The organism is Micromonospora sp. NPDC047521 (genome assembly GCF_055587305.1).
Window position 1 is genome coordinate 174,771 of the sequence record NZ_JBVJGN010000005.1, and the last position, 26,029, is coordinate 200,799.

Consider the following 26,029-nt stretch of genomic DNA (forward strand, 5'->3'; position numbering starts at 1 on the left):
CGGCCTTCGCGGCAGCTACTGCGCGGAGGCGTTTTCATGGGCGGCGGTTCTCGTGGCCCTCGCCCCGGGTCCGCCGTCGTGCGGTCGGAGAGGAGCTTCGCGTGGCAGCCCGGACGCCGGTGCTCGAGACGTTCCCGGCACTACGTGCCTGGCAGCGCAAGGCCCTGGTGGAGTACCTGCGCCGGCGCACCGAGGACTTCACAGCGGTCGCCACACCCGGCGCCGGCAAGACCACCTTCGCCCTGCGGATCGCGGCGGAACTGCTCGCCGACGGCACCGTCGAGGCGGTCACCGTGGTCGCCCCCACCGAGCACCTGAAGAGCCAGTGGGCGGAGGCCGCCGCCCGCGTGGGCATCCAGCTCGACGCCGCGTTCCGCAACGCCGACGTGCACTCGGCGGCCGACTTCCACGGCGCGGTCATCACCTACGCCCAGGTCGGAATGGCCCCACAGGTGCACAGGCGGCGCACCATGACCCGGCGCACCCTGGTCATCCTCGACGAGATCCACCACGCCGGCGACTCCCGCACCTGGGGCGACGGGGTGAAGGCCGCCTTCGAACCTGCCGTACGACGGCTGATGCTCACCGGGACGCCGTTCCGCTCCGACGACAACCCCATCCCGTTCGTCAGCTACGAGCGGGGCGGGGACGGGCTGCTGCGCTCCCGCGCCGACTCGGTGTACGGCTACTCCGACGCCCTGCGCGACGGCGTCGTGCGGCCGGTGCTCTTTCTGGCGTACTCCGGGGAGACCCGGTGGCGCACCAACGCCGGGGATGAGCTGGCGGCCCGGCTCGGCGAGCCGATGACCCAGGACCTGGTGGCGCAGGCGTGGCGTACCGCCCTGGACCCGGCCGGGGACTGGATGCCCCAGGTGCTGCGGGCCGCCGACGCCCGACTCACCGTGCTGCGCAACGCCGGAATGCCCGACGCCGGCGGCCTGATCATCGCCACCGACCAGCAGACCGCCCGCTCGTACGCCAAGCTGATCGAGCAGGTGACCGGCGAGAAGGCCGCCGTGGTGCTCTCCGACGACCAGGGCGCGTCCGCGCGGATCGCGACGTTCGCGGCGTCCGACCAGCGGTGGCTGGTCGCGGTGCGGATGGTGTCCGAAGGGGTCGACATCCCCCGCCTCGCGGTCGGGGTCTACGCCACAAGCGCCAGCACCCCGCTCTACTTCGCGCAGGCGATCGGCCGGTTCGTGCGGGCCCGACGACCCGGGGAGACCGCGTCGGTCTTCCTGCCCAGCGTGCCGCACCTGCTCGGCCTGGCCAGCGAGATGGAGACCGAGCGGGACCACGTGCTCGGCAAACCCAAGGATTCCGACGGCCTCGACGACGACCTGCTGGAACGGGCACAGCGCGACGACCAGGCCAGCGGGGAGTTGGAGAAGCGTTTCGCCGCCCTCTCCGCCACCGCCGAGCTGGACCAGGTGATCTTCGACGGCGCGTCGTTCGGCACCGCCGCCCAGGCCGGCACCCCCGAGGAGGAGGAATACCTCGGGCTGCCCGGTCTGCTCACCGCCGACCAGGTCTCCCTGCTGCTGACCAAGCGGCAGGCCGCCCAACTCGCCGCCCAACGCCGCCGGACCGCCGAGCGGGCCGCTCAGCCGGCCGCTGCGCCCGCCGCGGCGCCTCCGGCACCAATGAGTGCCGCCCAGCGTCGTGTGGCCCTCCGGCGCCAACTGAACGCCCTCGTGGCCGCCCGGCACCACCGCACCGGCCAGCCCCACGGCAAGATCCACGCCGAGTTGCGCCGGCTCTGCGGCGGGCCGCCCAGCGCCCAGGCCACCATCGAGCAACTCGAAGAACGCATCGCCACCGTACAAACCCTCTGAGCCCGTCCGGCGCCGGCCGTTGGTCTCGGGCCCTCGGACGGTGAATCCCGTCCGTGGGGCGTAGATGCGCCGTGATCGCGCTAAATCCAGGATGTAGTGGTGTCCGGGTCGCTGAGGCCACTACTTCCCTGGTGCGAGCGCGAGGCGCGGCGATCCACACAGTTTCAGGGATGTTGCTGCCTCCCCGGCGTCTGAGGCAGCAACATCCTCGAAGTTGCGCAGATCTTGGCGAACCTCAGGCGGTGCGGCGTGCGGGGCGGGCGGGACGGTCGGGACGCGGACAGCGAAAAGCCGGCCGGAGGCACCCTCGGGGTACCTCCGGCCGGCTATGTCGGTTTGCGGATCTAGTTCGCCATCAACTCGGCGCCACGCCAGCTGAAATCGGGCTCCGTTGCGAACCGCTCGGTGATCTTCACGAGATCCTCCGCGTACTTGTTCGCGTGGTGCCCACAGAACACCAGCTCGCTCCCACCCGCCAGAGTGATCCGGAGCTTCCCGGCAGCATTGCAGCGGTCGCACCGTTCATCGGCGGCTGGGGGCGCCACCGTCTCGGGCGGCGGCGTGAGGGTCGGGGTCATCGCCTTCCTCCTCTGGTCGTCACCGATGAACAATCTCTTCGGTCGTTGCTCACCTATCGTGCAACACCCTTGACGGGCCTTGCCTTCCCTGTGTGCCCGCGGGGGACCGAGGTCACACATGGCAGGGACAGTGTGCCGTGCACCCAGGGTGCCACGTCAACGATCACATTCGTGCATCCGGACGATCACCATCTGGTGTTGCACACCAGGTGGTCAAAACGACACGTTCGGTTGACGAAACCTGCTCAGTCCAGGTAATCCCGCAGGACCTGCGAACGCGACGGGTGCCGCAGCTTGGACATCGTCTTGGACTCGATCTGCCGGATCCGCTCCCGGGTCACCCCGTAGACCTGGCCGATCTCGTCGAGCGTCCGCGGCTGGCCGTCGGTCAGGCCGAACCGCAGGCGTACGACACCCGCCTCACGCTCGGAGAGCGTCTGCAGAACCTGCTGGAGCTGGTCCTGCAGGAGCGAGAAGGAGACGGCGTCGACCGCGACCACTGCCTCGGAGTCCTCGATGAAGTCACCGAGCTGGCTGTCGCCCTCGTCGCCGATGGTCTGGTCCAGTGAGATGGGCTCCCGGGCGTACTGCTGGATCTCCAGCACCTTCTCCGGTGTGATGTCCATCTCCTTGGCCAGCTCCTCCGGCGTGGGCTCGCGGCCCAGGTCCTGGAGCAGCTCGCGCTGTATGCGGCCGAGCTTGTTGATGACCTCGACCATGTGCACCGGGATGCGGATGGTGCGGGCCTGGTCGGCCATGGCGCGGGTGATCGCCTGCCGGATCCACCAGGTGGCGTACGTGGAGAACTTGTAGCCCTTGGTGTAGTCGAACTTCTCCACGGCCCGGATCAGGCCGAGGTTGCCCTCCTGGATGAGGTCGAGGAAGGCCATGCCGCGACCCGTGTACCGCTTCGCGAGGGAGACGACGAGCCGGAGGTTGGCCTCCAGCAGGTGGTTCTTGGCGCGTTCGCCGTCGCGGGAGATCCAGCCGAGGTCGCGGACCATCTCACGGGTGAGCTTCTCCTCGCCCTCGTCGGCCGCGCGCAGCCGCTCGGCGGCGTAGAGCCCGGCCTCGATGCGCTTGGCCAGCTCCACCTCCTGCTCGGCGTTGAGCAGGGGGACCTTGCCGATCTGCTTCAGGTACGCGCGGACCGAGTCGGCGGAGGCGGTCAGCTCGGCGTCGCGCCGGGCCTGCTTGAGCGCCTCGGACTCCTCGTCGTCCCACTCGAAGTCGTTGTCGGTTGCGGAGGCGGCGGCGTCGGTCTCGGCGGCCTGGGCCAGCTCGGCCGGCTCCTCCACGACGACGTCCTCGATCGTGGCGGCGAGCTCCTCGGGGTCGATCTCGCCGTCGGCGCCCTCGCCCTTGGCCTTGCCGGCGGCCTTGGCCGGCTTGGCGCCGGCTGCCGCGGCGACCGTCGCCTTGGTGGCCCGGGTCGACTTGGTGGCCTTCGCCGGCGCGGCGGCGGCAGCCACGTCGGCGGTGCTGCCGGCGGCCTTGCGGGGGGCGACCTTGCGCGGGGCGGGTGTCGCCGGCGCCTCGTCGGAGGCGGGGGCCTGCTTCGGGGCGGGGGCGGCGGCCTTCTTGGTGGTCTTGGCGGTGGTGGCCCGGGACGCAGGCGTCGTGGACCGGGCCGCGGCGACCCGGCGGCGGGTGCTCGCCGAGCCGTCCACCACCACGGTCACTCCCGCCTCGGAGAGCGCCCGCAGGATCTTCTTGGCCTGGGCCGGAGTCACCTCGGCGGACTCGACGGTGCGCGCGAGCTGGGCCGACGTGAGCTGACCACCGGCGCTCTGCGCGTGGGCGATCAGGGTGTCGGTGAGCGAGCGAACGTCGGCGCCGGTCTGGCGGGGTTCTGTCACGAATGACCTTCCGGAGGCGAAGAGCGGGTACGGCCGGGTCGTCCGGCACAGCATGGGTCAACCAGGCCGGGCGATGTGGTTGAGGGGCCCCCGTGTCCCGGGCCGGCCGGTGGTCGGCGGTCCGTGGCGCGTGGGCAGGGGTGAATTGTAACGCCGTCTGCGGCGATCATCCTGCGCCGCACTGCGTAACGGCGGTGAGACCGCCGATTCGGCGCTGATGTGGACTTTGTAAGGATGATACTCGCGTACGGCGCTGAGGGCTCGACCGTCGTCGCCGGCCGACGGTTGACCAGCGATGGTTGCCGTGGGCGGGCCGGGGAGCTGAGCACTTAGCGCACATTACCAATACAAAGCGGACATGCCGGTCAGACCCGACACTGGCCGGCGTCGTTTTGTCGCCGCGACGATGGATCATGGTGGGGCCGCAGGGCGCCGGCGTGTGGAAAGGGACGAACCATGACCGGCTCGACGCCGACGCCGCAGGAGCTGCTCACGATCGCGATGGACGTGGCCCGGGAGGCGGCGGACACCGCGTACCGGATGCGGGCCGCGGGGGTCGAGGTCGCCGCCACCAAGTCCACGATCACCGACGTGGTCACCGCCGCCGACCGGGCCGTCGAGCGGCAGGTCCTGGGCGCCCTGGCCACGATCCGCCCCGACGACTCGGTGCTCGGCGAGGAGTACGGCGAGGAGCCCGGCGCCGGTGCCTCCGGCGCGACGGGCAGCGGGGTGCGGTGGATCGTCGACCCGATCGACGGCACGGTCAACTACCTGTACGGGCTGGCGCACAGCGCCTTCTCACTGGCCGCCGAGGTCGACGGGGTGGTCGTCGCCGGGGTGGTCCGCAACGTGTTCACCGGCGAGGAGTGGACGGCCACCCTCGGCGGCGGCGCCTGGCGGGCGGGGCAGCGGTTGCGGTGCTCGACGGAGACCGACCTCGGGCAGGCGCTCGTCGCCACCGGCTTCGGCTACGACGCCGCGCGCCGGTCGCACCAGGCCCGGGTGGTCGCCGGACTGATCGCGCACGTGCGGGACATCAGGCGCCTCGGCGCCGCCGCCCTGGACCTCTGCCTGGCCGCCGAGGGGCGGGTGGACGCGTACTTCGAGAAGGGTCTGGCGGCCTGGGACCAGGCCGCCGGCGGGTTGGTGGCGAGCGAGGCGGGGCTGCGGGTGGCCGGCCTGCGCGGGCTGCCGGCCGGCCCGGACCTGGTCATCGCGGCGCCGGAGGCCCTGTTCGCGCCGCTGCACGACCGCCTGGACGACCTGGACGCCGCCGGAGGACCCTGAGACGCCGCGGACCGCCCGGCTACTTCTTGACGGGCATCGGGCAGGTGCCCTTGGGCGCCTCCGGCGCCCCGGAATCGCCGAGGGACTGGTTGACCTCTGTGGTGGTGGCCAACTGCTGGAAGCCGTTGCCGAGCACGACGTCCACCGTGTCGTCGGTGCGCTTCTCGTCGTAGCCCGGGTCGGCGTTGTTGAGGAAGTACGCCTGCAGCAGGTGCGCCGAGCCGACGCCCTTCGGCCCGTACCGCAGCACCGCGATGCTGTCGACCTGCTTCTTCTCGTTCGCGGTCTTCTTGACCTGGAACTGCCGGTTGCTGAACTCGTCGGCGACCGTGCGGGCCAGGCCGGGCTGGTTCGTGGCGTTGTAGACGTTGATCTTCACGTCCTTGCGCTCGCGCAGGGTCAGGTCGGCCAGGGGCCAGCCCTCGGGGCAGCCCGCGGCGGTACCAGCCTTGCCCTGGCTGTCGCGGACCACGGCCACGACGACGAAGACCAGGGCGATGACCGCCAGCAGACCGACGACGACGAGTGCTCGAACTCGCGCGAAACTCATCAGGGCACTCCCCGGGACGTCAGGTGGGTGGCAACGATCTCTGACCGCCGGCCGTCGAATACGCCGCTGAGGTTAACGGTTGTCCGGCCGTCGCGTGGAAACAGTCCGACATGCCGGCGCGGCGACCGCGAACCGGGTACTACTACCCCTATCTTCGTGTCGCCTGAGTCACATTGGGAACAACTTCGCGTGCTGGGGCGTACATCTCAGCCGCAAGGGCGGTATACATGCCTCGCCCAAGGGGGGGGGTAAGGTTCCGCGCTCGCAGGGGAGTCGCCCCAGCGGTCCCGACCCGTTCGGTCCCCGGGTCGGGTGCCCGACACAAGTGGTGGCCGGCCAGCGGAACCGAAACAGCGTCGTCCGGCGTTACAACCGGGAAGCGACAACATCGATATGGGAGAGTGAAACCGATGGCCACCGACTACGACGCCCCGCGTCGCGACGAGGTCGACCTCGGCGAGGACAGCCTGGAAGAGCTCAAGGCACGGCGGGTCGACTCACAGTCGGGCGCGGTGGACGTTGACGAGGCCGAGGTGGCCGAGAGCTTCGAGCTGCCCGGCGCCGACCTGGCCGACGAGGAGCTCACGGTCAAGGTGCTACCGATGCAGCAGGACGAGTTCCGGTGCGCCCGCTGCTTCCTGGTACATCACCGCAGCCAGCTGGCTGTCGAGCGCAACGGCGAGCTGATCTGCCGCGAGTGCGTCTGACACGCATGACACCAGCGGCGGCCTCCTGATCGGGGCCGCCGCTCCCGGTGTAGCAGTGCGTCTCCGGTGGGTACCTGCTTGACTCGTAACGGGTAGCCCACAGCACCGGGAGGTCCGACCCATGAGCGATCGAGGCGAGACCACCGACGGTGGTGCCGACGACCTCGGCGCCACCGTTGCCGCGTTGACCGCGGACGACATCGAGCCGGCCCGACGCCGTCAACTGCTGACACGCATGGTCGGCCAGGCCCGCGCCCGGGGGATCTCCGACCTGTTCAAGCCGCGCTCCGCCGTACGGTGGATGGTCGACACCGTCGCCGAGATCGCCCCGCACGTGCCGGTACGGGATCTGGCCACGCTGCGCGCGCACTTTCCGGGGCTGGACGACACCGCCCTGGCCGAGCGCCTGATCCGTAACGCGTCGCGGACCACCGCGGCGATCGGCGCGGCCGGCGGGGGAGTCGCCGCCGTCGAGTGGACGGTGGCACCGACCCTGCTCTCCGCACCGGTGCTGCTCGCCGCCGAGACCGTCGCCGTGGTGGCGGTGGAGCTGAAGCTGGTAGGCGAGCTGCACGAGATCCACGGCGTGGAGCTGCCGAGCACCGGCAGCCAACGGGCGGTCACCCTTGTGCACTCGTGGGCCACCCAGCGCGGCGTCAACCCGATGGTGCCCGGTGTCGGGGTGGGCGCGGTGCTCGGCACCGCCGCCCGCAAGGAGCTGCGGGACATGCTGCTGCGGCGCTTCGGCCGGAACCTCACCACGCTCGGGCCGTTCCTCACCGGCGCGGCGGTGGCCAGCTTCCTGAACCGTCGAGCCACCCAGCAGATGGCCGAGCAGCTTCAGGTGGACCTGCGCCGCCGTGGCATCGCCCGACCGGCGCCGCCGCCGGAGCTGCCCGGGCCGCCCACCGGCACCTGAGCGGGCCGTCGACGTCGGATCAGCTCGGCTCGCCGGCCGACCGGTCGGCCGGTCGCAGCACGTCCCGGGCGGCCAGCACCGCCTCGGCCAGCTCGACCGGGCGCCTGGTGCTCACCACCCAGAAGGGCGTCGGGTCGGCCGGATCGTCGAGCACCACCTGCACGGCGCCGCTGATCCACGGCCGCTGCACCACGAAGGCGAGCGGATCCGCGCCCACTCCGAGCACCTCACGGCGGCCGGCGGCGTCCAACGGGACGACGTCGGCCACGAACCGTACCGGCAGTCGGGCGTCGTCCACCCGCAGCTCGGCCTCCACGACCGCGACCCGGATCCGACCCAGCCACCACAGCCCGGCGGCAGTCGCCGGCAGCAGCACCGCGAACGGCAGCCAGGCGCGGACGCCGGAGGCACCCATCCAGATCTCGACGGCCAGCAGCGCGGCGGCCACCAGCCCCGCCAGCCACAGCCACCAGGGCAGGTCCAGCCGTTCGGCGTACACCGGGCGGGCCGTCGCGGGCGACTGACCGGCGGACGGGGAGGGCGACATGCTCACTCCTGCGAGGGTACGGCGCACGACGGGCCGGCCAACCGGCAGGATGGCAGGGGCACCCCGTGAACCGGACAGAAGAGGGGACCCGTGACCGACGTCGTACCCGTGCCCGTGCGGCAGCTCGACGGTGAGCTGCCGCTGCCCACGTACGCCCATCCCGGCGACGCCGGCGCCGACCTGGTGGCGGCCACGGACGTGGAGCTGCCGCCCGGCGGCCGCGCCCTGGTGCCCACCGGCGTCGCCATCGCGTTGCCGGAGGGGTACGTGGGTCTGGTCCACCCCCGCTCCGGTCTGGCGGCGAGGCTCGGCGTGACCGTGCTCAACGCGCCCGGTACGGTCGACGCCGGCTACCGGGGTGAGATCCTGGTCAACCTGATCAACCATGATCGGGACACACCGGCGAAGATCTCCCGCGGTGACCGGATCGCCCAGCTCGTGGTGCAACGGGTCGCGCGGGCCCGGTTCGAACCGGTGGCCGAGCTGCCCGGGTCCCGACGGGGGGCCGGTGGGCACGGCTCCACCGGCGGACACGCCGGGCTGGTGCCGACGCCGGCGGGTCAGGGTCGGGTCGAGCAGCGGCCGGACGAGCCGGGACGCGGGCGGACGGAAGAGGTGGCAGGGTGAGTGTGAACAGCGGAGGGTGGGCGCAGTGATCTTCTCCCGAAAGCGGGCAGGTGCCGAGCGGCGCACCCGCGACGAGCGGACCACCGAGGTCCTCGACCAGGGTGCCGAGGCGTCGGCGCTGGTGCGCGGCCCGTACGACATCTCCGAGGTCGACGACGACGTGCAGCGGCTCGACCTGGGCAGCCTGCACATCCCGGCGATCGCCGAGGTGGAGGTGCGGGTGCAGGCCGACCCGCAGGGCGTGGTCCAGCAGGTGGTGCTCGTGCACGGGGACAACGCGTTGCAGCTCGGCGTCTTCGCCGCCCCCCGGTCCGAGGGGATCTGGGACGAGGTGCGCGAGGAGATCCGCCAGTCGTTGCTGCGTGACGGTGCCGCCGCGCAGGAGGTCGAGGGCGAGTACGGCCCCGAACTGCACGCCCAGGTACGGACCCCGGACGGTCCGACGAACCTGCGGTTCGTCGGCGTCGACGGGCCGCGCTGGATGGTCCGCGGTGTCTTCCAGGGTCCGGTGGCGACCGACCCGGCCGCCGCCGGTCCGCTGGCCGAGTGCCTGGAGGGCCTGGTGGTCGACCGGGGCCAGGAGGCGAAGCCGGTCCGCGAGCCGCTGCCGCTGCGGCTGCCCCGGGAGATCGCCGACCAGGCCGGCGCCGAGGGCGGCTCCGCCGTCGCCGAGCCGCGCCAGGTCTGACCGACGCGCACCGGCCCGCCGGAACCGGTCCCGTCGGCGTACGCTGGCGGCACGGTTCCGGCGCCGCCGGGGCCGGTCGACCGGTGAGCGTGGAGAGGGTGACGCGGAGGTCATGATGACCGACGAGGGCAGGGTGTCGCTGCGGCGGCTCCTGCAGCGGTTCACCGCCAGCGAGGCCGAGATCGACGCGCAGGAGCTGCGTCGGGAGAGCGCCGAGTGCGGCGGCATCCCGGCCCAGATGTGCTCCCGGGGTCAGGTGGTGTCGGTCGCCGGTCGGCTGCGCACCGTGGTCTACACCCCGCGGACCAACCTGCCGACGCTCGAGGCCGACCTGTACGACGGCAGTGACGTCGTCACCCTGGTCTGGCTGGGCCGACGGCACATCGCCGGGATCGAGCCGGGGCGGCACCTGACTGCCCGCGGCCGGGTGGCGGTGCGCGACGACCGCAAGGTCATCTACAACCCGTACTACGAGCTGGACGCGCCCAAGTGACGGCACTGCGGACGGAAGGCCGGCGATGACCACGGGACAGGACCGGGCGGCGCAGCCGGACACCGGCTCCGAGGACGACGAGCGCCTGCCGACGATCGCCGAGCAGATGGCCGACCAGCTCGGCGGGTGGCGGGGGCTGGTGGAGTCCAGCATCCCGGTGGTGGTCTTCGTCCTGGCCAACATCATCGGCGAGCTGCGGCCCGCCGTGATCGCCTCGGTGACGGTGGCGGTGCTGATCGCCGGGCTGCGGCTGGCGCAGCGTCGGCCGATCCGGCACGCGATCAACGGGCTCTTCGGCGTCGGTGTCGGCGCGGCCATCGCCTGGCGTACGGGCGACGAACGGGACTTCTACCTGCCGGGCATCCTCTACGGCATCGGCTACGGCGTGGCGCTGCTGATCTCGGCGGCCATCCGGCAGCCGCTTGTCGGCTGGATCTGGTCGGTGCTGGTCGCCAAGGGCCGCTCGGAGTGGCGGGCCGACCCGAAGCTGGTGCGCACCTTCACCCAGCTGACGGTGCTCTGGGGCGTGGTCTGGCTGGCCAAGGTCGGCGTGCAGGCCGGCCTCTACCTGGCCCACCAGGACACCGCGCTGGGCGTGGCCCGGCTGGCCCTGGGCTACCCGCCGTACGCGCTGCTGCTGCTGATCACCGTCTGGACGGTGCGCCGGGTCACCCGGGAGCCGCAGCCCACCCCGCTGCCCGGCGCCTGAGCGTTCCAGGCGACCCTCAGCGGCGCGGTCAGCGCGAGCCGCGGGTCCGTTCCACGCTGTCCGGGCCGAGGATCACCGCGCGGACGTCGTCCTCCACCTCGGCGGTGCAGACGAAGATCAGCTCGTCGCCGGCCTCGATCGGGTCGTCCGGGCTGGGCACCAGGACCCGCTTGCCGCGCAGGATCGCCACCAGCGCGGAGTCGCGCGGCAACGGGACGGCGTGGATGGGCTGGCCGACGTAGGGCGCGGTCGGCGGCAGGGTGATCTCGACCAGGTTGGCCTCGCCCTGCCGGAAGGTCATGAGCCTGACCAGGTCACCTACGGTGACCGCCTCCTCGACCAGCGCGGCCATCACGCGCGGCTTGCTCACCGCGACGTCCACGCCCCACTGCTCGGTGAAGAGCCACTCGTTCTCGGCCCGGTTGACCCGGGCCACCACGCGCGGCACCGCGAACTCGGTCTTGGCCAACAGCGACAGCACCAGGTTGGTCTTGTCGTCGCCGGTGGCCGCGACCACCACGTCGCACCCGGCGACGTTGGCCTCCTCCAGGCTGGCCACCTCGCACGCGTCGGCGAGCACCCACTCGGCGGCCGGCACCCGGTCGGGGCGCAGCATCTTCGGCTGGCGCTCGATGAGCATCACCTGGTGGCCGTTGTCGATCAGCTCCTGGGCGATGGAGCGGCCCACGTTGCCCGCGCCCGCGATGGCGACCCGCATGGCTCAGTGCCCCCCTTCCGGCGGCGTCGCCGCCACCGACGTGACCGTCGCCACGATGTCGTCACTGACCAGCATGAACACCTGGTCACCCTCCTGCACGACGGTGGAGGCGGTGGGTAGCGTGCCGATGCCGAAGCGGATCAGGTAGGCCACCCGCGCCCCGGACGCCTCCTCCAGCGCGCGCACCGACCGGCCGATCCAGTCCTTGTGCACCGGGACCTCGACGATCGACACGGTGCTCGTGGGGTCGCGGAAGATCTCCACGTTGCCCTCCGGCACCAGGTGCCGCAGCATCCGGTCGGCGGTCCACCGCACGGTCGCGACGGTGGGGATGCCGAGGCGCTCGTACACCTGGGCCCGGCGCTGGTCGTAGATCCGGGCGGCCACCCGGGACACGCCGAACGTCTCGCGGGCCAGCCGCGCCGAGATGATGTTGGAGTTGTCGCCGCTGGAGACGGCCGCGAAGGCGTCCGCCCGCTCGATGCCGGCCTGCCGCAGCACCTCGCCGTCGAAGCCCGCCCCGGTCACCGTGATCCCGGCGAAGTCGGGGCCGAGCCGGCGGAAGGCGTCGGCGTCCTGGTCGATCACCGCCACCGAGTGCCCCCGGGACTCCAGGCTGTGGGCGAGGGTCGACCCGACCCGGCCACAACCCATGATCACGACGTGCACGCTGTCCCTCCCAAAGGTGCGTACCGCTCCCGCTGCCGGTGGCCTCCCGATGCAGCCTGCCACGTCCCACTGCGCGGCGGGGGACCGACCGTACCCCGTGGCGCCCGGCGGTCACGATCGCCCACCCCCGCGCTCTGGTCGTGGTGGTCGTACCCTTGGCGTTCGTGGCCAGTCCCACCTCGCTGCTGAAGCGGCTGCTCCTCGGTCGACCGTTCCGGTCCGACCGTCTGCAGCACACCCTCCTGCCGAAGCGCATCGCGCTGCCCGTGTTCGCCTCCGACGCGCTGTCCAGCGTCGCGTACGCGCCCGACGAGATCCTCCTGACCCTCTCCATCGCCGGCGCCTCCGCGTACGTGTTCTCGCCGTGGATCGCCCTCGCGGTGGTCGTGGTGATGCTCACGGTGGTGGCCAGCTATCGGCAGAACGTGCACGCCTACCCCTCCGGTGGGGGTGACTACGAGGTGGCCACCGTCAACCTGGGGCCGAAGTTCGGCGTCGGCGTGGCAAGCGCGCTGCTCGTCGACTACGTGCTCACGGTGGCGGTGTCGGTCTCCTCCGGCGTGGCCAACCTGGGCTCCGTGGTGCCGTTCGTGGCCACCCACAAGGTCCTCATCGCCGTGATCGCTGTGGTCCTGCTGACCGCCGTCAACCTGCGGGGGCTCCGCGAGTCGGGCACCGCGTTCGCGATCCCCACCTACGGCTTCGTCATCGTCATGGGCGGGATGCTGCTCACCGGGCTGTTCCGGGTGTTCGTGCTCGGTGACGACCTTCGCGCGCCGAGTGCCGACCTGGTGATCCAGGCCGAGCACAGCGTGACCGGCTTCGCGTTGATCTTCCTGCTGCTGCGGACGTTCAGCTCGGGCGCCGCCGCGCTCACCGGCGTCGAGGCGATCTCCAACGGGGTGCCGGCGTTCAAGGCGCCGAAGAGCCGCAACGCCGCCACCACGCTGCTGCTCCTGGGCGCGATCGCGGTGAGCCTGCTGGTCGGGATCATCTGGCTGGCCCGGCTGACCCACCTGCAGTTCGTCGAGGACCCGGCCCTGCAGATCGTCTCCGGCCCCGACGGGTACGTGCAGAAGACGGTCACCACCCAGCTCGGCGAGACGGTCTTCGGCTCCGGCTCGATCCTGCTCTACGTGGTGGCCGGGATGACCGCGTTGATCCTCTTCCTGGCCGCGAACACCGCGTTCAACGGCTTCCCGGTGCTCGGCTCGATCCTGGCCCAGGACCGCTATCTCCCCCGCCAGTTCCACACCCGTGGCGACCGGCTGGCCTTCTCCAACGGGATCACCTTCCTCGCCCTCTTCGCGATCGTGCTGATCGTCGGCTTCCAGGCCGAGGTGACCCGACTCATCCAGCTCTACATCGTCGGGGTCTTCGTCTCGTTCACCGTCTCCCAGGCCGGCATGATCCGGCACTGGAACCGGCGGCTGCGTACCGAGCGGGATCCCGAGGCGCGGCAGCGGATGCACCGCTCCCGGGCCATCAACACCTTCGGCATGGGGCTCACCGGAACGGTGCTGGTGATCGTCCTGGTCACCAAGTTCCTGCTCGGGGCCTGGATCGCGATCGCCGCGATGGCGGTGATCTACCTGTTGATGCTCGCCATCCGCAGGCACTACGACCGGATCGCCGTCGAGCTGACCCCACCGGACGAGGGCCGGGCCGTGCTGCCCGCCCGCAACCACGCGATCGTGCTGGTCAGCAAGCTGCACCAGCCGACCCTGCGGGCCATCGCGTACGCCCGGGCCACCCGGCCGGACACGCTCACCGCAGTGACCGTCAACGTGGACGAGGAGGACACCCGGGCCCTGCAGGCCGAGTGGGAGCGACGGGAGATGGCCATCCCGCTCACCGTGATCGACTCGCCGTACCGGGAGATCACCCGGCCGATCCTGGACTTCGTCGCCTCCACCCGCCGCAAGTCGCCCCGGGACGTGGTGACGGTCTTCATCCCGGAGTACGTGGTCGGCCGCTGGTGGGAGAACCTGCTGCACAACCAGAGCGCGCTGCGCCTCAAGGGTCGCCTGCTCTTCGAACCGGGGGTGATGGTGGTCAGCGTGCCGTGGCAGCTCGCCTCGACGGCGAGCAAGAACCTGGACCGGTTGGACGCCACGCTGTCCCGGACCCCGGCCCGGGGCCCCCGGATGGGCCTGCGTGGCACGGCGTCCCCGGACGTGCCGCCGGTGGTCTCCACGCCTACCGGCGACGGCGTCCCGGGTGCCGGTGGCCCTGTCGACCAGGCGCAGGGCGGGGCCGGCCGTGACTGAGCCGGAGCTGGGCGACGCCGTGGCGCCGGAGCGCGGGCTGGCCGAGGCGGAACGCGTCGAACTGACCGTGGACGCCGTCGCGCCCGGCGGGCACTGCGTGGCCCGGGTGGACGGGCAGGTCGTCTTCGTCCGGCACGCGCTGCCCGGCGAGCGGGTGATCGCCGAGGTCACCGAGGTGCACAAGGGCTTCGTCCGGGCCGACGCGGTGACCGTGCTGGACGCCTCGCCGGACCGCGTGGAGCCGCCCTGCCCGTACGCGAAGCCGGGCGCCTGCGGCGGCTGCGACCTGCAACACGTCGCCCCGGACGCCCAGCTGGCGTGGAAGGCCGCAGTGGTGCGCGAGCAGTTGACCCGCCTCGGCGGGTTGGGCGACGACGAGCTGGACGGGCTCGGCGTCCGGGTCGAGGCGCTGCCCGGCGGGCTGCTGGGCTGGCGCTCGCGGGTCCGCTACGCGGTGGACGCCGCCGACCGGGCGGGCCTGCTCAAGCACCGCTCGCACGAGGTGGTGCCGATCGACCGCTGCCGGATCGCCCACCCGGCCATCCAGCAGCTCCCGGTGCTCACCCCGAGCGGGGCGACCTGGCCGGCCGCCGACGCGGTGGAGACCGTCGCCAGCACCGGCGGGGACGTGACTGTCGCCCAGGTCCACGACGGGGTGTCCACCCCGGTGCGCGGGCCGGCCGAGGTCCGCGAGGTGGCCGCCGGACGGGACTGGACGCTGCAGGCGTCCGCGTTCTGGCAGGTGCACCCGGCCGCTGCCGACACGCTGTCCACGGCGGTGCTGGAGCTGCTGGACCCGAAGCCCGGCGAGCGGGCCTGGGACCTGTACGGCGGGGCCGGGCTGTTCGCCGCCGGCCTGGCCACCCGGGTCGGCGCGACCGGCCGGGTGACAGTGGTGGAGGCCGCGCCGCAGGGCGTCGCCGCCGCCCGGCGGAACCTGGCCGACCTGGCCGGTGTCGAGGTGGTGTCGGCCCGGGTGGAGACCGCGCTGGCCCGCCGACGGATCACCGGCCCGGTCGACGTGGTGGTGCTCGACCCACCCCGCTCCGGCGCCGGCGCCCCGGTCGTGCGCGCGCTCGCCGCCGCCGGCCCGCGGGCGGTCGCGTACGTGGCGTGCGACCCGGCCGCCTTCGCCCGGGACGTGCGCACGTTCGCCGGCCTGGGCTGGCGACTGGCGGCGCTGCGCGGGTTCGACATGTTCCCGATGACGCAGCACGTCGAGTGCGTCGGGCTGCTGCTCCCGGCGGACGGGCGCTGATGCGCGTCGTCGGCCTGATGTCGGGCACGTCGTACGACGGGGTGGACGTCGTCGCCGCGGAGTTCGACGTCGAGGGGGACACCCTGTGGCTGCGGCCGCTGGGGCACCGGGGCCTGGACTACGACGAGGAGCTACGCGCCGAGATCGCCGCGCTGCTGCCGCCGGCGACCACCACCATCGAGGCCGTCTGCCGGCTCGACAACCGCCTCGGCGAGGTCTTCGCCGACGCGGCGGCCATCGGCCTGGAACTGGCCGGTGGGCCCGTCGACGCGGTGGTCTCGCCCGGCCAGACGGTCTTCCACTGGGTCGACGACGGCACGGCCCGGGGCACCCTGCAACTGGGCGCGGTGGCCCGGGTGGCCGCCCGGGTCGGCGTACCGGTGCTCAGTGACCTGCGCTCGGCGGACATCGCCGCCGGCGGGCAGGGCGCGCCGCTGGTGCCGGCCTTCGACGCGCTGCTGCTCGACGCCGCCGCCGGGCCGCGCGCGGCGCTGAACCTCGGCGGCATCGCGAACCTCACGGTGGTCGCGCCGGGGGCGCCGGTCCTCGGGTACGACGTGGGCCCGGCGAACGCCCTGCTGGACGCGGCGGCCCGCCGCTTCCTCGACCAGCCGTGCGACCTCGACGGCGCGCGGGCGGCGGCAGGCCGGGTGCACCGGGGGCTGCTCGCCGCGCTGCTGGCCGAGCCGTACTACGCGGCGCCGCCGCCCAAGTCCACGGGCAAGGAGCTGTTCCACGCCGGCTACCTGGACCGGCACCTCGCCGCGCTCGGCGAGCCGGTGCCGGTGGACGACCTGCTGGCCACCCTCACCGAGCTGACCGCGCGGGTGGTCGCCGCCGAGTGCGACAGGCACGGTGTGGTGGAGGTCATCGCGGCCGGCGGCGGTGTGCGCAATCCGACCCTGCTGGGGCGGCTCGCCGCGCTGGGCGCCGGCAGGTGGCGGCTGCGCGGCACCGACGAGCTGGGCGTGCCCGCGCAGGCCAAGGAGGCGTACGCGTTCGCGCTGCTCGGCTGGCTCTCCTGGCACGGCCTGCCCGGATCGATCCCGTCGGTGACCGGGGCCGGCCGTGGGGCGGTGCTCGGCTCGTGGACTCTCGCCGGCCCGGCGTACTCCGGCGCACCGGCCACCCCGCCGCGCCGACTGCGGATCCGCCCCTGAGCAGGCGCTCAGCCACCGGACGTGGCCCGGGCGGCTCGGGTCGGGCTGCGGAGTACCGGGCGGCCGATAGACTCTCCGGTCATGAGCGTTGAAGAGGACACGGCCAACCACGGCCGGTTGCTGGGGACGGTCCGCGGTCCGCAGGACGTCAAGCGGATGTCGGGCGAGGAACTGGACGTACTCGCCGCGGAGATCCGGGACTTCCTGATCGCGAAGGTCTCCCGCACCGGCGGGCACGTCGGGCCCAACCTCGGTGTGGTCGAGCTGACGCTCGCCATGCACCGCGTCTTCGACTCCCCCCGCGACCGGCTCCTGTTCGACACCGGCCACCAGGCGTACGTGCACAAGATCCTCACCGGGCGTCAGGCCGGCTTCGACAAGCTCCGCCAGCGCGGTGGCCTCTCCGGCTACCCCAGCCAGGCCGAGAGCGAGCACGACCTGATCGAGAATTCGCACGCCTCCACCGCGCTCTCCTACGCCGACGGCCTGGCCAAGGCGTACGCCCTGCGGGGCGAGGCGCGCAGCGTCGTGGCGGTGGTAGGCGACGGCGCGCTCACCGGCGGCATGTGCTGGGAGGCGCTCAACAACATCGCCACCGCAGGCAACTCGCTTGTCATAGTCGTCAACGACAACGGCCGGTCGTACTCGCCGACCATCGGCGGTCTGGCCGACCACCTCTCCTCGCTGCGCCTCAACCCGGGCTACGAGAAGGTCCTCGACACGGTCAAGGACGCCCTCGGGTCCACCCCGCTGGTCGGCAAGCCCATGTACGAGGTGCTGCACGCCGTCAAGAAGGGCATCAAGGACGCGGTCGCCCCGCAGGCCATGTTCGAGGACCTCGGCATCAAGTACGTCGGCCCGGTCGACGGGCACGACGTGGCGGCGGTCGAGGCGGCCCTGCGCGCGGCGAAGAACTTCGGCGGCCCGGTGATCGTGCACGCGGTCACCCGCAAGGGCTACGGCTACCGCCCGGCCGAGGAGGACGAGGCGGACTGCCTGCACGGCCCCGGCGGCGCCTTCGACGTGGAGACCGGCGCGCTGCTGGCCGCCCCTGCGGTGAAGTGGACGCACGTCTTCGCCGACGAGCTGCTGGCCGTCGCCGACGAACGGCCGGACGTGGTCGGGATCACCGCCGCCATGGCCGAGCCGACAGGCATCGCGAAGCTGGCCCGCAAGTACCCCGAGCGGGTGTACGACGTGGGCATCGCCGAGCAGCACGCCGCCACCTCGGCGGCCGGGTTGGCGCTGGGCGGCCTGCACCCGGTGGTAGCCGTCTACGCCACCTTCCTCAACCGCGCCTTCGACCAGGTCCTGCTGGACGTGGCGATGCACAAGCTGCCGGTGACCTTCGTGCTGGACCGGGCGGGCATCACCGGCCCGGACGGGCCGAGCCACTACGGCATCTGGGACATGTCGGTCTTCGGTGTGGTGCCCGGTCTGCGGATCGCCGCCCCCCGCGACGCCGCCACGCTGCGCGAGGAGCTGCGCGAGGCGCTGGCCGTCGACGACGGCCCGACAGTGGTGCGCTTCCCGACCGGCACCGTCGCCGCTGACCTGCCGGCCCTGCGCCGGGTCGGCCCGGTCGACGTGCTGGCCGAGTCGGCACGTACCGACGTGCTGCTCGTCGCCGTCGGCTCCTTCGGCCAACTGGGCATGGAGGTGGCCGCCCGGGTCGCCGAGCAGGGCTACGGCGTCACCGTCGTCGACCCGCGCTGGGTGCGTCCGGTCCCGGCGGAACTGGTCGACCTGGCCGCCCGTCACCGGCTCGTGGTCAGCGTCGAGGACGGCGTCCGCGTCGGCGGGGTGGGCGACGCGCTCGCCCAGGCGATGCGCGACGCCGACGTCCGGGTGCCGCTCAAGGACCTGGGCGTACCGGCCGACTGGCACCCGCACGGCACCCGCGCGCAGATCCTCGCCGACCTGGGCCTGACGGCGCAGGACGTGGCCCGCGACGTCACCGGCTGGATCTCCGGCCTGGACGCCACCCCGGACCGCCTCACCCCCAGCGACGCGGCCGCGCAGAACTAGCAGGCGCACAGACGGCGGGCATCCCCTCGGGGGTGCCCGCCGTCGCCGTGCCGCGCCGTCCCCGCCCGGAGCGGCGGCGGGGGATCAGCGCGGGCGGGGGATCAGCGGGGGCTCACCGAGCGGTAGTGGGTCTTGTCGGTGTTGGCGAGGCTGTACGTCTGCGAGCGGGTGGGCTCGGGAACGACCACCAGGCCGGGACGTTCGACGAGTAGCGGCGTTCCGGGCGGCACGGAGAGGGAGCTGTCCCGGGTGGCCCGCCAGCTGAGCACCACCAGGGGCTGCCCCGGCACCGGCAACTGGTACGTCTGCAACGGGGTGGCCCGGTCGGCCGGCGAGACCACGGGCGCGCTCCCGTCCGCCGGCCGGTAGATCACGGCGGTCATCGTGCCGGCGTCGGTGTCCCAGCTCAACTGCTGCAACTCGGCGGCCTCGCCGCCGCCGAGGGCGACCTCACCGAGTGAGCGGACGGTCAGCTTCGCCATCGGCCAGGACGTCGGCACCGAGCGCGGCGCGTCCCGGTCGCCGACGCGGCGGGGGATGCTGCCGAACGGGCCCCGGTCACCGGCCAGCACGCAGGTGTCCAGGCCGGTGAGCGCACGCCGGCCGGCACCTGACTCGTCACGGACCAGCGGATAGCGCGGGTCGACGGTGCCGGTGCCCAGGTCGAGCAGCCGGTCGGCGGCCCGCCCCCGGGGCAGCGACTCGGTGGCCCGCAGGGTCGCGGTCACCGGTACCGCCGCGCAGGCCGGCACGTCGACCGGCGCGCTGAGCCCGTCGGCCACGGTCAGCGCCCGGCCCTGTGGCCCGAGCAGTGTCTGCACCCGGGCGGACACCAGGTAGCGCCGGCCGCCGGCGGTCTGCACGGGCAGCACGTCGGAGTAGACCAGGTAGCCGGGGTCGGTGTACTCGGAGGCGCGGGTGACGGCGTACCGGTCGCCGTCGCCTGTGAGTTGCAGCAGCCAGGAGGCGCTTTCGCCGGGTACGTCGGCGGCCACCAGGGCCACCGGGGCGCCGTCGACCCGGCCGGAGAAGAGGATGCCGGACGAGGGTAGGTGCGCCCGGTCGTCGGCAGGTGAACGCCAGTCCCGCACCGCGTCGGTGACCGCCGCCGTCGCCCCCGTGTCGCCGGCCAGGTCGCCCCGGGGCGGCCACACCGCCAGCGAGCCGTCCAGGCTGTCGTACCCGACCCGCAGGTCCTTCGGTTGACGGTCGGCGACCGGACCGCACGCCGTCGCGGCCAGCACTGCGCCCAGCAGGACGGTGAGGGCCCTGCCGTGCCGACGGCCTGGAGTCACCTGGTCCGCCCCCGATCGCCTCGCCGTCGCTGTCGGAAAGCGCCATAGTACGAGATGTCCGGCGCGGGGCCTCAGGTGGTGGCCGGCGCATCCACCACAGTGGACACCGCAGGCGTTTTCGTGCCGTTTCGTCGCTCCGGTAGACTCCGCCGACTGTGACGCCTGCCGAGTCCCGCGCCCTGTCCGCGCCGCACCCGGAGGCGGCCGCCGGCCTCGACGACCTCGACGAGACGGTGAGCTACCGCACTCCGGCCACCAGAACGGCAGGCCGCGTCGCCACGTCCGCCGCGCCGGCCGAAGCCTCGGTCGGCGTCGTCGACTCCCCTGCCGCACCGACGACGACGCCCGTCGACACCCCGCCGGAGGCCGTACCCGACGTGCCGGCCGACGCCGACGCCGAGGTGCCGGGCGGCGGCAGGTGGCGCGGGTGGACGCGGCGACGGCAGCACCTCGCCGTGGGTGGCCTGTTCCTGCTCGCCGCTCTCTGGGTGACCAGCCGGATCTGGCTGGACCCGGCCGGCCGGGTGGCCTCGCTCTACACCGGTGACCCGGCCCAGGTGCAGTTCTTCCTGGCCCACTCGGTCCGTGTGGTGCTGCACGGCGAGTACCCGTTCTACACCGAACAGTTCAACTACCCCGACGGCGTCAACCTGATGGCCAACACGGCGGTGCTGGCGCTGGGCATCCCGATGGTGCCGGTGACGCTGCTCTTCGGGCCGGCGGTGTCCTTCGTGGTGCTGGTGACGCTCGGTCTGGCCGGCACCGCCCTGGCGTGGTACCTCGTGCTCTCCCGCCACCTGGTCCGCAACCCGCTCGCGGCGGCGGTCGGCGGCTGGTTCTGCGGGTTCTCCCCGGCGATGCTGTCGCACGCCAGTTGGCACCCGAACATCATCAGCCAGTTCCTGCTGCCGTTCATCGTCTGGCGGGTGCTGGTGCTGACCCGGTCGACCCGGCCGGTACGCGACGGCGCGCTGCTCGCCCTGCTGGTCACCGCCCAGGCGTTCATCAACGAGGAGATCCTGCTCTTCACGGCCCTGGCCTGCGGCGTGTTCCTGATCGCCGTGCTCGTCCAGGAACCGGCCCGCTGGTCGGCGGCGTGGCGGCCGTTGGGCGCCGGCCTGGCCGTGTGCGCGCTGCTGGCCGGGGCGCTGCTGGCGTACCCGCTGTACGTGCAGTTCGCCGGACCGATGGCGTACCACGGGCTCAGTGACGCGGTGCAGGACTACGGCAACGACATCGCCGCCTTCTTCGCGCCCGGTTCGCCCACCCTCGGTGGCAACCAGCGGGCCAACATCAATCTGGCGCCGAACTACTCGGAGGAGAACGCCTTCTTCGGCTGGAGCCTGTCGCTGCTCGCCGTCGGCATCGTGGTGTGGCTGCGCCGGGACCTGGTCGTCCGGGCGCTCGCGGCCACCGGCGTGTTCTTCGCCGTGCTCTCCCTCGGCGAGCGGATCTCCTGGTGGGACCGGGAGCTGATCACCGGCCCGTGGCAGTTGCTGGTCCACCTGCCGCTGCTGGACGCTGTCGTACCGACCCGGTTCGGTCTGATCACCAGCGTGGTGATCGGCCTGCTGCTCGCGCTCGCCGTCGAGCGGGCGTGGGAGCTGCGCCCGGCCGACCGACGCACCCTACGGACGCTCACCGCCGCCGGCCTGGCGTTCGCGTTGCTGCCGGTCGCGCCGATGCCGCTGCGGATGGTGTCCCGACCGTCGGTGCCCGACTTCATCACCGCCGACAGGTGGCGGGAGTACGTGGGCCCGGACCAGACGCTGGTGCCCATTCCGGTGCCGAGCATGGGCAACACGCACGGCATGCGCTGGGCGGCAGCCACCAACCTCGACTTCAAGATCCCGGGCGGCTACTTCCTCGCCCCACGCAACGGCAACACGGGTGACCCGGGGCGGTTCGGCGGCCGACCCAGCGGCGTGGGCCAACTGCTGGAGGAGGTCGCCACCACCGGCCGTACCCCGAAGCTCGACGACCGGCAGCGCCGCCGCTTCACCGACGAGCTGCGCCACTGGCGGGCCGCCATCCTGGTGCTGCCGGTCCGCCAGCAGAACGCCGAGCCGCTGCGACGTGCCGTCGAGGACCTGGTCGGCCCCGGCCGCCAGGAGCTGGACGTCTGGGTGTGGGACGTCCGGACGCTCACCGACCGCTCGGTCTGATGGTCACCGGGACGGCGTCTCCCGCGACGGTTGCCCCGGCGCCGGCGCGGTGGTCCCGGCCGAGCTGGCTCCCGGACGCGGCGGTGGTGACCGGCTATCTGTGCCTGGCCGTCCTGCTGACCAGCGGGCAGTGGGGGCATCCGTGGCGGCTGTTCCACCAGGCCGGCGACCAGGTCCTCTTCGAGTGGATGCTGGCCCACGCGGCGCACGCCGTCGTCGAGGGGGAGAACCCGCTCTACAGCACGGCGTTGAACGCGCCGGACGGCGTCAACCTGATGGCGAACACGTCGGTGCTCGGCCTGGGTGTGCCGCTGACCCCTGTCACGCTGCTGTTCGGGTCGCAGGTGTCGTTCTGCGTGGCGGTCGTCTGCTGCCTCGCCGGCACCGCGACGGCCTGGTACGCGCTGCTGCGCCAGCGGCTGGTCAGCGCCAGGTCGGCGGCGGCGGTCGGTGGGCTGGTCTGTGGGTTCGCCCCCGGCATGATCGCCCAGGCTGGCGCGCACCTGCACATCGCCGCGCAGTTCCTGGTGCCCCCGATCCTCGCCCTGGTGTTCCGGCCCGCGAACGGGCCCGTGTGGCGGTCCGGCGTCGGCCTCGGACTGCTTGTCGTCTGGCAGGCCTTCATCGGCGAGGAGGTGCTGGTCTTCCTGGCGCTCGCCGCCGGGGTGCTCGCGCTGGGCTGGGCGCTCGCCGACCGCTTGGCCGCCCGCCGGCACGCGCCGGCCCTGATCGGGCGGCTCGCGGTGGCGGCCGTGGTGGCGACGGCGCTGCTGGCGTACCCGCTGTGGTTCCAGTTCCGCGGCCCGCAGCACTACGCGGGGATGGCCTTCGCCGCGCACGCCTTCCAACTGGACGCGGCCTCGTTCACCGCGTCGGCCCGGCAGACCGTGCTCGGCGACGACTGGCTGCCCGGCCTGCTCTCGCCGAACCCGACGGAGGAGAACTCGTTCTTCGGCCCGGGGCTGCTCGTGCTCGCCGTGGTGATCGTGATCTGGCTGTGGCGACGGCCGCTGGTCCGCGCGCTGGCCGCCTGCGGCCTGGTGTTCGCCCTGCTGTCGCTCGGCACCGAGCTGCGGGTGGACGGTGCCGCCACCGGGGTCGCCGGGCCGTACCGGCTGGTGGCCGGCCTGCCGTTGCTCGACCTCGCGGTGCCGGCCCGGTTCGCGCTGGTCTGCGTACCGGTGCTGGGGGTGCTGGTGGCGCTCTCGGTGGACCGGGTCCGGGCGGCACGCCGGCTGTCGGCCGCGCCGGGACTGCCGGTGCGGCTGCTCTGGGCCGGGGCGGTGGCCGCCGCGCTGCTGCCCCTGGCTCCGACACCGATCCGGGTGGTGCCGGTCCCGCCGGTGCCGGGGTTCGTCGCCGACGGCGCGTGGCGTCCGCTGGTGCCGCCCGGCCGGACGGTGGTCGCCGTACCCCCCGTCACCGGCGCGGCGCGGAGCCCGGTGATGCTCTGGTCCGCCCGCACCGGGCTCGCCTTCGCGGCGCCGGGCGGCTACTTCATCGGGCCGGCCGGCCCCGACGACTCGACGGCCCGCTGGGGCGCGCCCGACCGGCCCACGTCGGTGCTGCTGCGCGCGGTGGCCGAGACCGGAGTGGTGCCGGTGCTCACCGACGCCGACCGCCGGCGGGCCGTGGAGGACCTGCGGCACTGGCGGGCCGCGCTCGTGGTGCTCGGCCCGTCGACGCACGGCGACCCGCTGCGCCGCACCGTCGACGACCTGCTCGGCCCGGGTCGCCCGGTCGACGGCGGATGGGTGTGGGACGTGCGGGGCAGCGTCTAACCCACAAGCGGGCGGACGTCCCACACCCAGACGTCGTCGACCCGCTGCGGCGGCCCGAGCAGGGCGGTGACCAGCTCACGCAGCACCGCCTCGCGCGGGTGCGCACCGAGCACCACCACCGACGCCCGCCAGAAGCGCAGGTCCTCCACGGCCTGGCGGCGATTCTCGTCGGTGAGCGCCGGGACCTTGTCCGTGTCCATGGTGGAGTAGATGAGGCTGCTGGTCGGCCGGTTCGGCGCCCCGAAGACGCCCTCGCCCAGCTCGTTGGGGCCGATGAAGTAGCCACCTGGGACGGGGAACTCCTGCCCGGTCAGGGCGCTCCAGCGCAGCGTGGGCAGGCCGTGGACGTTGCTCGGGATCGGCACCGGCACCAGGGTCCGGCCCGCCGGCACGTACGGCCGCCAGCCGCCCGCGGTGATGAAGTGGGGTGGCGGCTCCACCTGCTGGGCGGGCAGCGGCCGGGGAAGGAGCGGCAGCACCGCGAGCGCGACAGCCGCGTACCCCACCGGGCGCAGCCACCGCCGACGCGCCGCGACAGCCGGTTCGCCCGTGCGCTGGGCCGGCACCCGCGGTGCCTCGGCCGGACGTCCCTGCCGGGACGCGGCGTCCCAGGTCAGCGCGAGCAGTACGCCCACCGCGGCGGCGACGACCAACGTCAACCGGGTAGGCATCATCATCTCGACCAGCGGCAGGTCGTCAGGCACGTACGACCACGGGCCGCGCACATCGGTCTCGACGCCGTTGAAGCGCACCACAGGCCCGATCGCGGCCACCGTGAAGACCACGATCAGCACCGCGACGATCCGGGCGGCCAGCGACCGGCGCACGAGCAGCACCAGGGCCACCACCGAGAGCAGCACCAGCGGCCAACCGAACCAGGTGTTCTGCTCGGTCATCCCGATCGTCTTCTCCACGGCCGGGTCGCCGGCCCAGGTGTCCCGGGCGAAGGTGACGAACGCGACCAGGTCCTCGCCCCAGTTGTGGAAGACGCCGCCCTGCAGGCCCCGGTAGGACTGCGGGCCGTTGAACTGGAACCAGATCGGGTACGCGGCGAGCAGCAGCGCCAGCCCGCCGGCCACACCCAGCCCGGCCACGAACGTGCCGGCGACGGCCCGCGTGGCCGTCGGCCGCTGCACGGCGTACGCCAGCACGACGACCAGGCAGGCCAGCGCCGTGAGCAGCAGCATCTCCTCGTTGATGAAGATCTGGTACGTGACGAGCGCCCCGAGCACCAACCCGTTGCGCCGCCACCGGCCCGGCTCGCCGAGACGCAGCACCCGCACCACGATCAGGGGCAGCAGGAAGTTGGACACGAAGTTGGGCTGGCCGTTGGCGTGGTGGATGATGCCCGGTGCGAAGCCGAGGAACGCGCCGCCGACGAACGCCGCCGCCCGGGAGCGCACCAGGTGGCGGGAGAGCATCCAGTACGCGGTGCCGGCGGTGGCGGCCAGGGCCGCGCCCAGGTAGAGCGCGTACATCACCTGGGGGCCGAGCAGCATGGTCAGCGGCGCCAACGGCAGGGTCACCCCGAGCAGCGAGGTGTTGGCCATCATGTTCACCCCGTCCGGGGCGTTCTGCCGGGCCGTGAACAGCGGGTTCTCCAGGTGCCGCACGGAGTACGCGCCGTGCGCGAACAGCCACTCGAACCAGCTGTGGTCGGTGGGCAGGTGCGAGGACACCCGGCCGGTCACGTCACCCCAGTAGTTGAGGCAGACGAACACGCCCAGCACCACATAGGCTCCGAGGGCCACGAGATCGGCGCGGGCGGGTCGGCGTCGAGGCCGCCGTGTCGTCTCGACGTCGACCGGATCGGCGTCGGTTACGGGATTCAGCGAGGGGTCTACCACCGGCACAGCCACGACGCGCCATCGTACAGGCGAGGATGC

Annotated in this window: 22 protein-coding genes; 14 read left to right on the top strand and 8 right to left on the bottom strand. The window is 73.0% G+C overall.

Annotated elements, in window-relative coordinates:
- Positions 1 to 101: 101 nt before the first annotated feature.
- On the top strand, positions 102 to 1,835 hold the full coding sequence (locus ACZ6N8_RS13930; RefSeq protein WP_466010052.1) for a DEAD/DEAH box helicase: 1,734 nt from the start codon (positions 102 to 104) through the stop codon (positions 1,833 to 1,835).
- 344 nt (positions 1,836 to 2,179) lie between these two features.
- Here ACZ6N8_RS13930 and ACZ6N8_RS13935 read toward each other — a convergent pair whose 3' ends face one another.
- Positions 2,180 to 2,413 carry a DUF7455 domain-containing protein gene (locus ACZ6N8_RS13935; RefSeq protein WP_139586187.1) on the bottom strand — a complete coding sequence of 78 codons (234 nt, stop codon included), beginning with the start codon at positions 2,411 to 2,413 and terminating at the stop codon, positions 2,180 to 2,182.
- Positions 2,414 to 2,658: 245 nt separating this feature from the next.
- Positions 2,659 to 4,272 carry an RNA polymerase sigma factor gene (locus tag ACZ6N8_RS13940; RefSeq protein WP_357987182.1) on the bottom strand — a complete coding sequence of 538 codons (1,614 nt, stop codon included), beginning with the start codon at positions 4,270 to 4,272 and terminating at the stop codon, positions 2,659 to 2,661.
- 456 nt (positions 4,273 to 4,728) lie between these two features.
- Between ACZ6N8_RS13940 and ACZ6N8_RS13945 the strand changes: the two genes are divergently transcribed.
- The gene (locus ACZ6N8_RS13945; protein WP_466010054.1) at positions 4,729 to 5,559 is read left to right on the top strand and encodes an inositol monophosphatase family protein; all 831 of its coding nucleotides are present in this window, start codon (positions 4,729 to 4,731) and stop codon (positions 5,557 to 5,559) included.
- Positions 5,560 to 5,578: 19 nt separating this feature from the next.
- On the opposite strand, the gene ACZ6N8_RS13950 is transcribed toward ACZ6N8_RS13945, so the two are convergent.
- The gene (locus ACZ6N8_RS13950; protein ID WP_466010056.1) at positions 5,579 to 6,109 is read right to left on the bottom strand and encodes a LytR C-terminal domain-containing protein; all 531 of its coding nucleotides are present in this window, start codon (positions 6,107 to 6,109) and stop codon (positions 5,579 to 5,581) included.
- Positions 6,110 to 6,519: 410 nt separating this feature from the next.
- On the opposite strand from ACZ6N8_RS13950, the gene ACZ6N8_RS13955 reads away from it, so the two are divergent.
- Together ACZ6N8_RS13955 and ACZ6N8_RS13960 are read left to right on the top strand one after the other, a co-directional pair.
- Positions 6,520 to 6,816 (top strand): DUF4193 domain-containing protein, encoded by a 297-nt coding sequence (locus ACZ6N8_RS13955; RefSeq protein ID WP_007075406.1) that lies wholly within the window; start codon positions 6,520 to 6,522, stop codon positions 6,814 to 6,816.
- A 121-nt stretch (positions 6,817 to 6,937) separates the two neighbouring features.
- On the top strand, positions 6,938 to 7,735 hold the full coding sequence (locus ACZ6N8_RS13960; protein WP_364366360.1) for a hypothetical protein: 798 nt from the start codon (positions 6,938 to 6,940) through the stop codon (positions 7,733 to 7,735).
- A gap of 19 nt (positions 7,736 to 7,754) precedes the next feature.
- Here the strand turns inward: ACZ6N8_RS13960 and ACZ6N8_RS13965 are convergent, their stop codons facing one another.
- Positions 7,755 to 8,282 carry a DUF3093 domain-containing protein gene (locus ACZ6N8_RS13965; protein WP_466010058.1) on the bottom strand — a complete coding sequence of 176 codons (528 nt, stop codon included), beginning with the start codon at positions 8,280 to 8,282 and terminating at the stop codon, positions 7,755 to 7,757.
- 90 nt (positions 8,283 to 8,372) lie between these two features.
- On the opposite strand from ACZ6N8_RS13965, the gene dut reads away from it, so the two are divergent.
- From dut to ACZ6N8_RS13985, 4 genes are all read left to right on the top strand, one after another.
- Positions 8,373 to 8,909, top strand: a complete 537-nt coding sequence (gene dut / locus ACZ6N8_RS13970) for a dUTP diphosphatase (protein ID WP_466010060.1) — start codon at positions 8,373 to 8,375, stop codon at positions 8,907 to 8,909.
- 25 nt (positions 8,910 to 8,934) lie between these two features.
- The gene (locus ACZ6N8_RS13975) at positions 8,935 to 9,597 is read left to right on the top strand and encodes a DUF3710 domain-containing protein (protein WP_364366354.1); all 663 of its coding nucleotides are present in this window, start codon (positions 8,935 to 8,937) and stop codon (positions 9,595 to 9,597) included.
- 112 nt (positions 9,598 to 9,709) lie between these two features.
- On the top strand, positions 9,710 to 10,090 hold the full coding sequence (locus ACZ6N8_RS13980) for an OB-fold nucleic acid binding domain-containing protein (protein WP_364366351.1): 381 nt from the start codon (positions 9,710 to 9,712) through the stop codon (positions 10,088 to 10,090).
- A 25-nt stretch (positions 10,091 to 10,115) separates the two neighbouring features.
- On the top strand, positions 10,116 to 10,799 hold the full coding sequence (locus tag ACZ6N8_RS13985) for a DUF3159 domain-containing protein (RefSeq protein WP_364366348.1): 684 nt from the start codon (positions 10,116 to 10,118) through the stop codon (positions 10,797 to 10,799).
- A 28-nt stretch (positions 10,800 to 10,827) separates the two neighbouring features.
- Here ACZ6N8_RS13985 and ACZ6N8_RS13990 read toward each other — a convergent pair whose 3' ends face one another.
- Entirely contained in the window at positions 10,828 to 11,517 is a 690-nt protein-coding gene (locus tag ACZ6N8_RS13990) for a potassium channel family protein (protein WP_357987158.1), read from the bottom strand.
- A 3-nt stretch (positions 11,518 to 11,520) separates the two neighbouring features.
- Positions 11,521 to 12,186 carry a potassium channel family protein gene (locus ACZ6N8_RS13995; protein WP_364366345.1) on the bottom strand — a complete coding sequence of 222 codons (666 nt, stop codon included), beginning with the start codon at positions 12,184 to 12,186 and terminating at the stop codon, positions 11,521 to 11,523.
- A 164-nt stretch (positions 12,187 to 12,350) separates the two neighbouring features.
- Here ACZ6N8_RS13995 and ACZ6N8_RS14000 point away from each other — a divergent pair, with 164 nt between their 5' ends.
- The 4 genes from ACZ6N8_RS14000 to dxs all read left to right on the top strand — a co-directional run bounded on the left by ACZ6N8_RS14000 (position 12,351) and on the right by dxs (position 18,902).
- On the top strand, positions 12,351 to 14,456 hold the full coding sequence (locus ACZ6N8_RS14000; RefSeq protein WP_466010062.1) for an APC family permease: 2,106 nt from the start codon (positions 12,351 to 12,353) through the stop codon (positions 14,454 to 14,456).
- Entirely contained in the window at positions 14,449 to 15,714 is a 1,266-nt protein-coding gene (locus tag ACZ6N8_RS14005) for a class I SAM-dependent RNA methyltransferase (protein WP_466010064.1), read from the top strand. Before ACZ6N8_RS14000 ends, ACZ6N8_RS14005 begins: the two co-directional genes overlap by 8 nt.
- Positions 15,714 to 16,874, top strand: coding sequence for an anhydro-N-acetylmuramic acid kinase (locus tag ACZ6N8_RS14010; protein WP_466010066.1), 1,161 nt, complete (start codon positions 15,714 to 15,716; stop codon positions 16,872 to 16,874). Before ACZ6N8_RS14005 ends, ACZ6N8_RS14010 begins: the two co-directional genes overlap by 1 nt.
- Before the next feature lie 81 nt (positions 16,875 to 16,955).
- Positions 16,956 to 18,902: a 1-deoxy-D-xylulose-5-phosphate synthase gene (dxs, locus tag ACZ6N8_RS14015; RefSeq protein WP_387113090.1), complete on the top strand. Its 1,947-nt coding sequence runs from the start codon at positions 16,956 to 16,958 to the stop codon at positions 18,900 to 18,902.
- Positions 18,903 to 19,003: 101 nt separating this feature from the next.
- Here dxs and ACZ6N8_RS14020 read toward each other — a convergent pair whose 3' ends face one another.
- Positions 19,004 to 20,197: a hypothetical protein gene (locus ACZ6N8_RS14020; RefSeq protein ID WP_466010067.1), complete on the bottom strand. Its 1,194-nt coding sequence runs from the start codon at positions 20,195 to 20,197 to the stop codon at positions 19,004 to 19,006.
- A 377-nt stretch (positions 20,198 to 20,574) separates the two neighbouring features.
- On the opposite strand from ACZ6N8_RS14020, the gene ACZ6N8_RS14025 reads away from it, so the two are divergent.
- Both ACZ6N8_RS14025 and ACZ6N8_RS14030 read left to right on the top strand, forming a co-directional pair.
- Complete coding sequence (locus ACZ6N8_RS14025) at positions 20,575 to 22,362, top strand: DUF6311 domain-containing protein (RefSeq protein WP_466010366.1); 1,788 nt, start codon at positions 20,575 to 20,577, stop codon at positions 22,360 to 22,362.
- Positions 22,362 to 24,143 carry a DUF6311 domain-containing protein gene (locus tag ACZ6N8_RS14030; RefSeq protein WP_466010069.1) on the top strand — a complete coding sequence of 594 codons (1,782 nt, stop codon included), beginning with the start codon at positions 22,362 to 22,364 and terminating at the stop codon, positions 24,141 to 24,143. Before ACZ6N8_RS14025 ends, ACZ6N8_RS14030 begins: the two co-directional genes overlap by 1 nt.
- Here the strand turns inward: ACZ6N8_RS14030 and ACZ6N8_RS14035 are convergent.
- On the bottom strand, positions 24,140 to 25,990 hold the full coding sequence (locus ACZ6N8_RS14035) for a DUF6311 domain-containing protein (protein ID WP_466010368.1): 1,851 nt from the start codon (positions 25,988 to 25,990) through the stop codon (positions 24,140 to 24,142). The two genes, ACZ6N8_RS14030 and ACZ6N8_RS14035, sit on opposite strands and share 4 nt — an antisense overlap.
- Between the last annotated feature and the right edge of the window lie 39 nt (positions 25,991 to 26,029).

Excerpts from the sequence above, each read along its gene's own strand:
- ACZ6N8_RS13935 (WP_139586187.1), bottom strand. The coding sequence starts at position 2,413 with ATGACCCCGACCCTCACGCCGCCGCCCGAGACGGTGGCGCCCCCAGCC.
- ACZ6N8_RS13945 (WP_466010054.1), top strand. The coding sequence starts at position 4,729 with ATGACCGGCTCGACGCCGACGCCGCAGGAGCTGCTCACGATCGCGATG.
- ACZ6N8_RS13950 (WP_466010056.1), bottom strand. The coding sequence starts at position 6,109 with ATGAGTTTCGCGCGAGTTCGAGCACTCGTCGTCGTCGGTCTGCTGGCG.
- ACZ6N8_RS13955 (WP_007075406.1), top strand. The coding sequence starts at position 6,520 with ATGGCCACCGACTACGACGCCCCGCGTCGCGACGAGGTCGACCTCGGC.
- ACZ6N8_RS13960 (WP_364366360.1), top strand. The coding sequence starts at position 6,938 with ATGAGCGATCGAGGCGAGACCACCGACGGTGGTGCCGACGACCTCGGC.
- ACZ6N8_RS13965 (WP_466010058.1), bottom strand. The coding sequence starts at position 8,282 with ATGTCGCCCTCCCCGTCCGCCGGTCAGTCGCCCGCGACGGCCCGCCCG.
- ACZ6N8_RS13980 (WP_364366351.1), top strand. The coding sequence starts at position 9,710 with ATGATGACCGACGAGGGCAGGGTGTCGCTGCGGCGGCTCCTGCAGCGG.
- ACZ6N8_RS13985 (WP_364366348.1), top strand. The coding sequence starts at position 10,116 with ATGACCACGGGACAGGACCGGGCGGCGCAGCCGGACACCGGCTCCGAG.
- ACZ6N8_RS13990 (WP_357987158.1), bottom strand. The coding sequence starts at position 11,517 with ATGCGGGTCGCCATCGCGGGCGCGGGCAACGTGGGCCGCTCCATCGCC.
- ACZ6N8_RS14010 (WP_466010066.1), top strand. The coding sequence starts at position 15,714 with ATGCGCGTCGTCGGCCTGATGTCGGGCACGTCGTACGACGGGGTGGAC.
- dxs (WP_387113090.1), top strand. The coding sequence starts at position 16,956 with ATGAGCGTTGAAGAGGACACGGCCAACCACGGCCGGTTGCTGGGGACG.
- ACZ6N8_RS14030 (WP_466010069.1), top strand. The coding sequence starts at position 22,362 with ATGGTCACCGGGACGGCGTCTCCCGCGACGGTTGCCCCGGCGCCGGCG.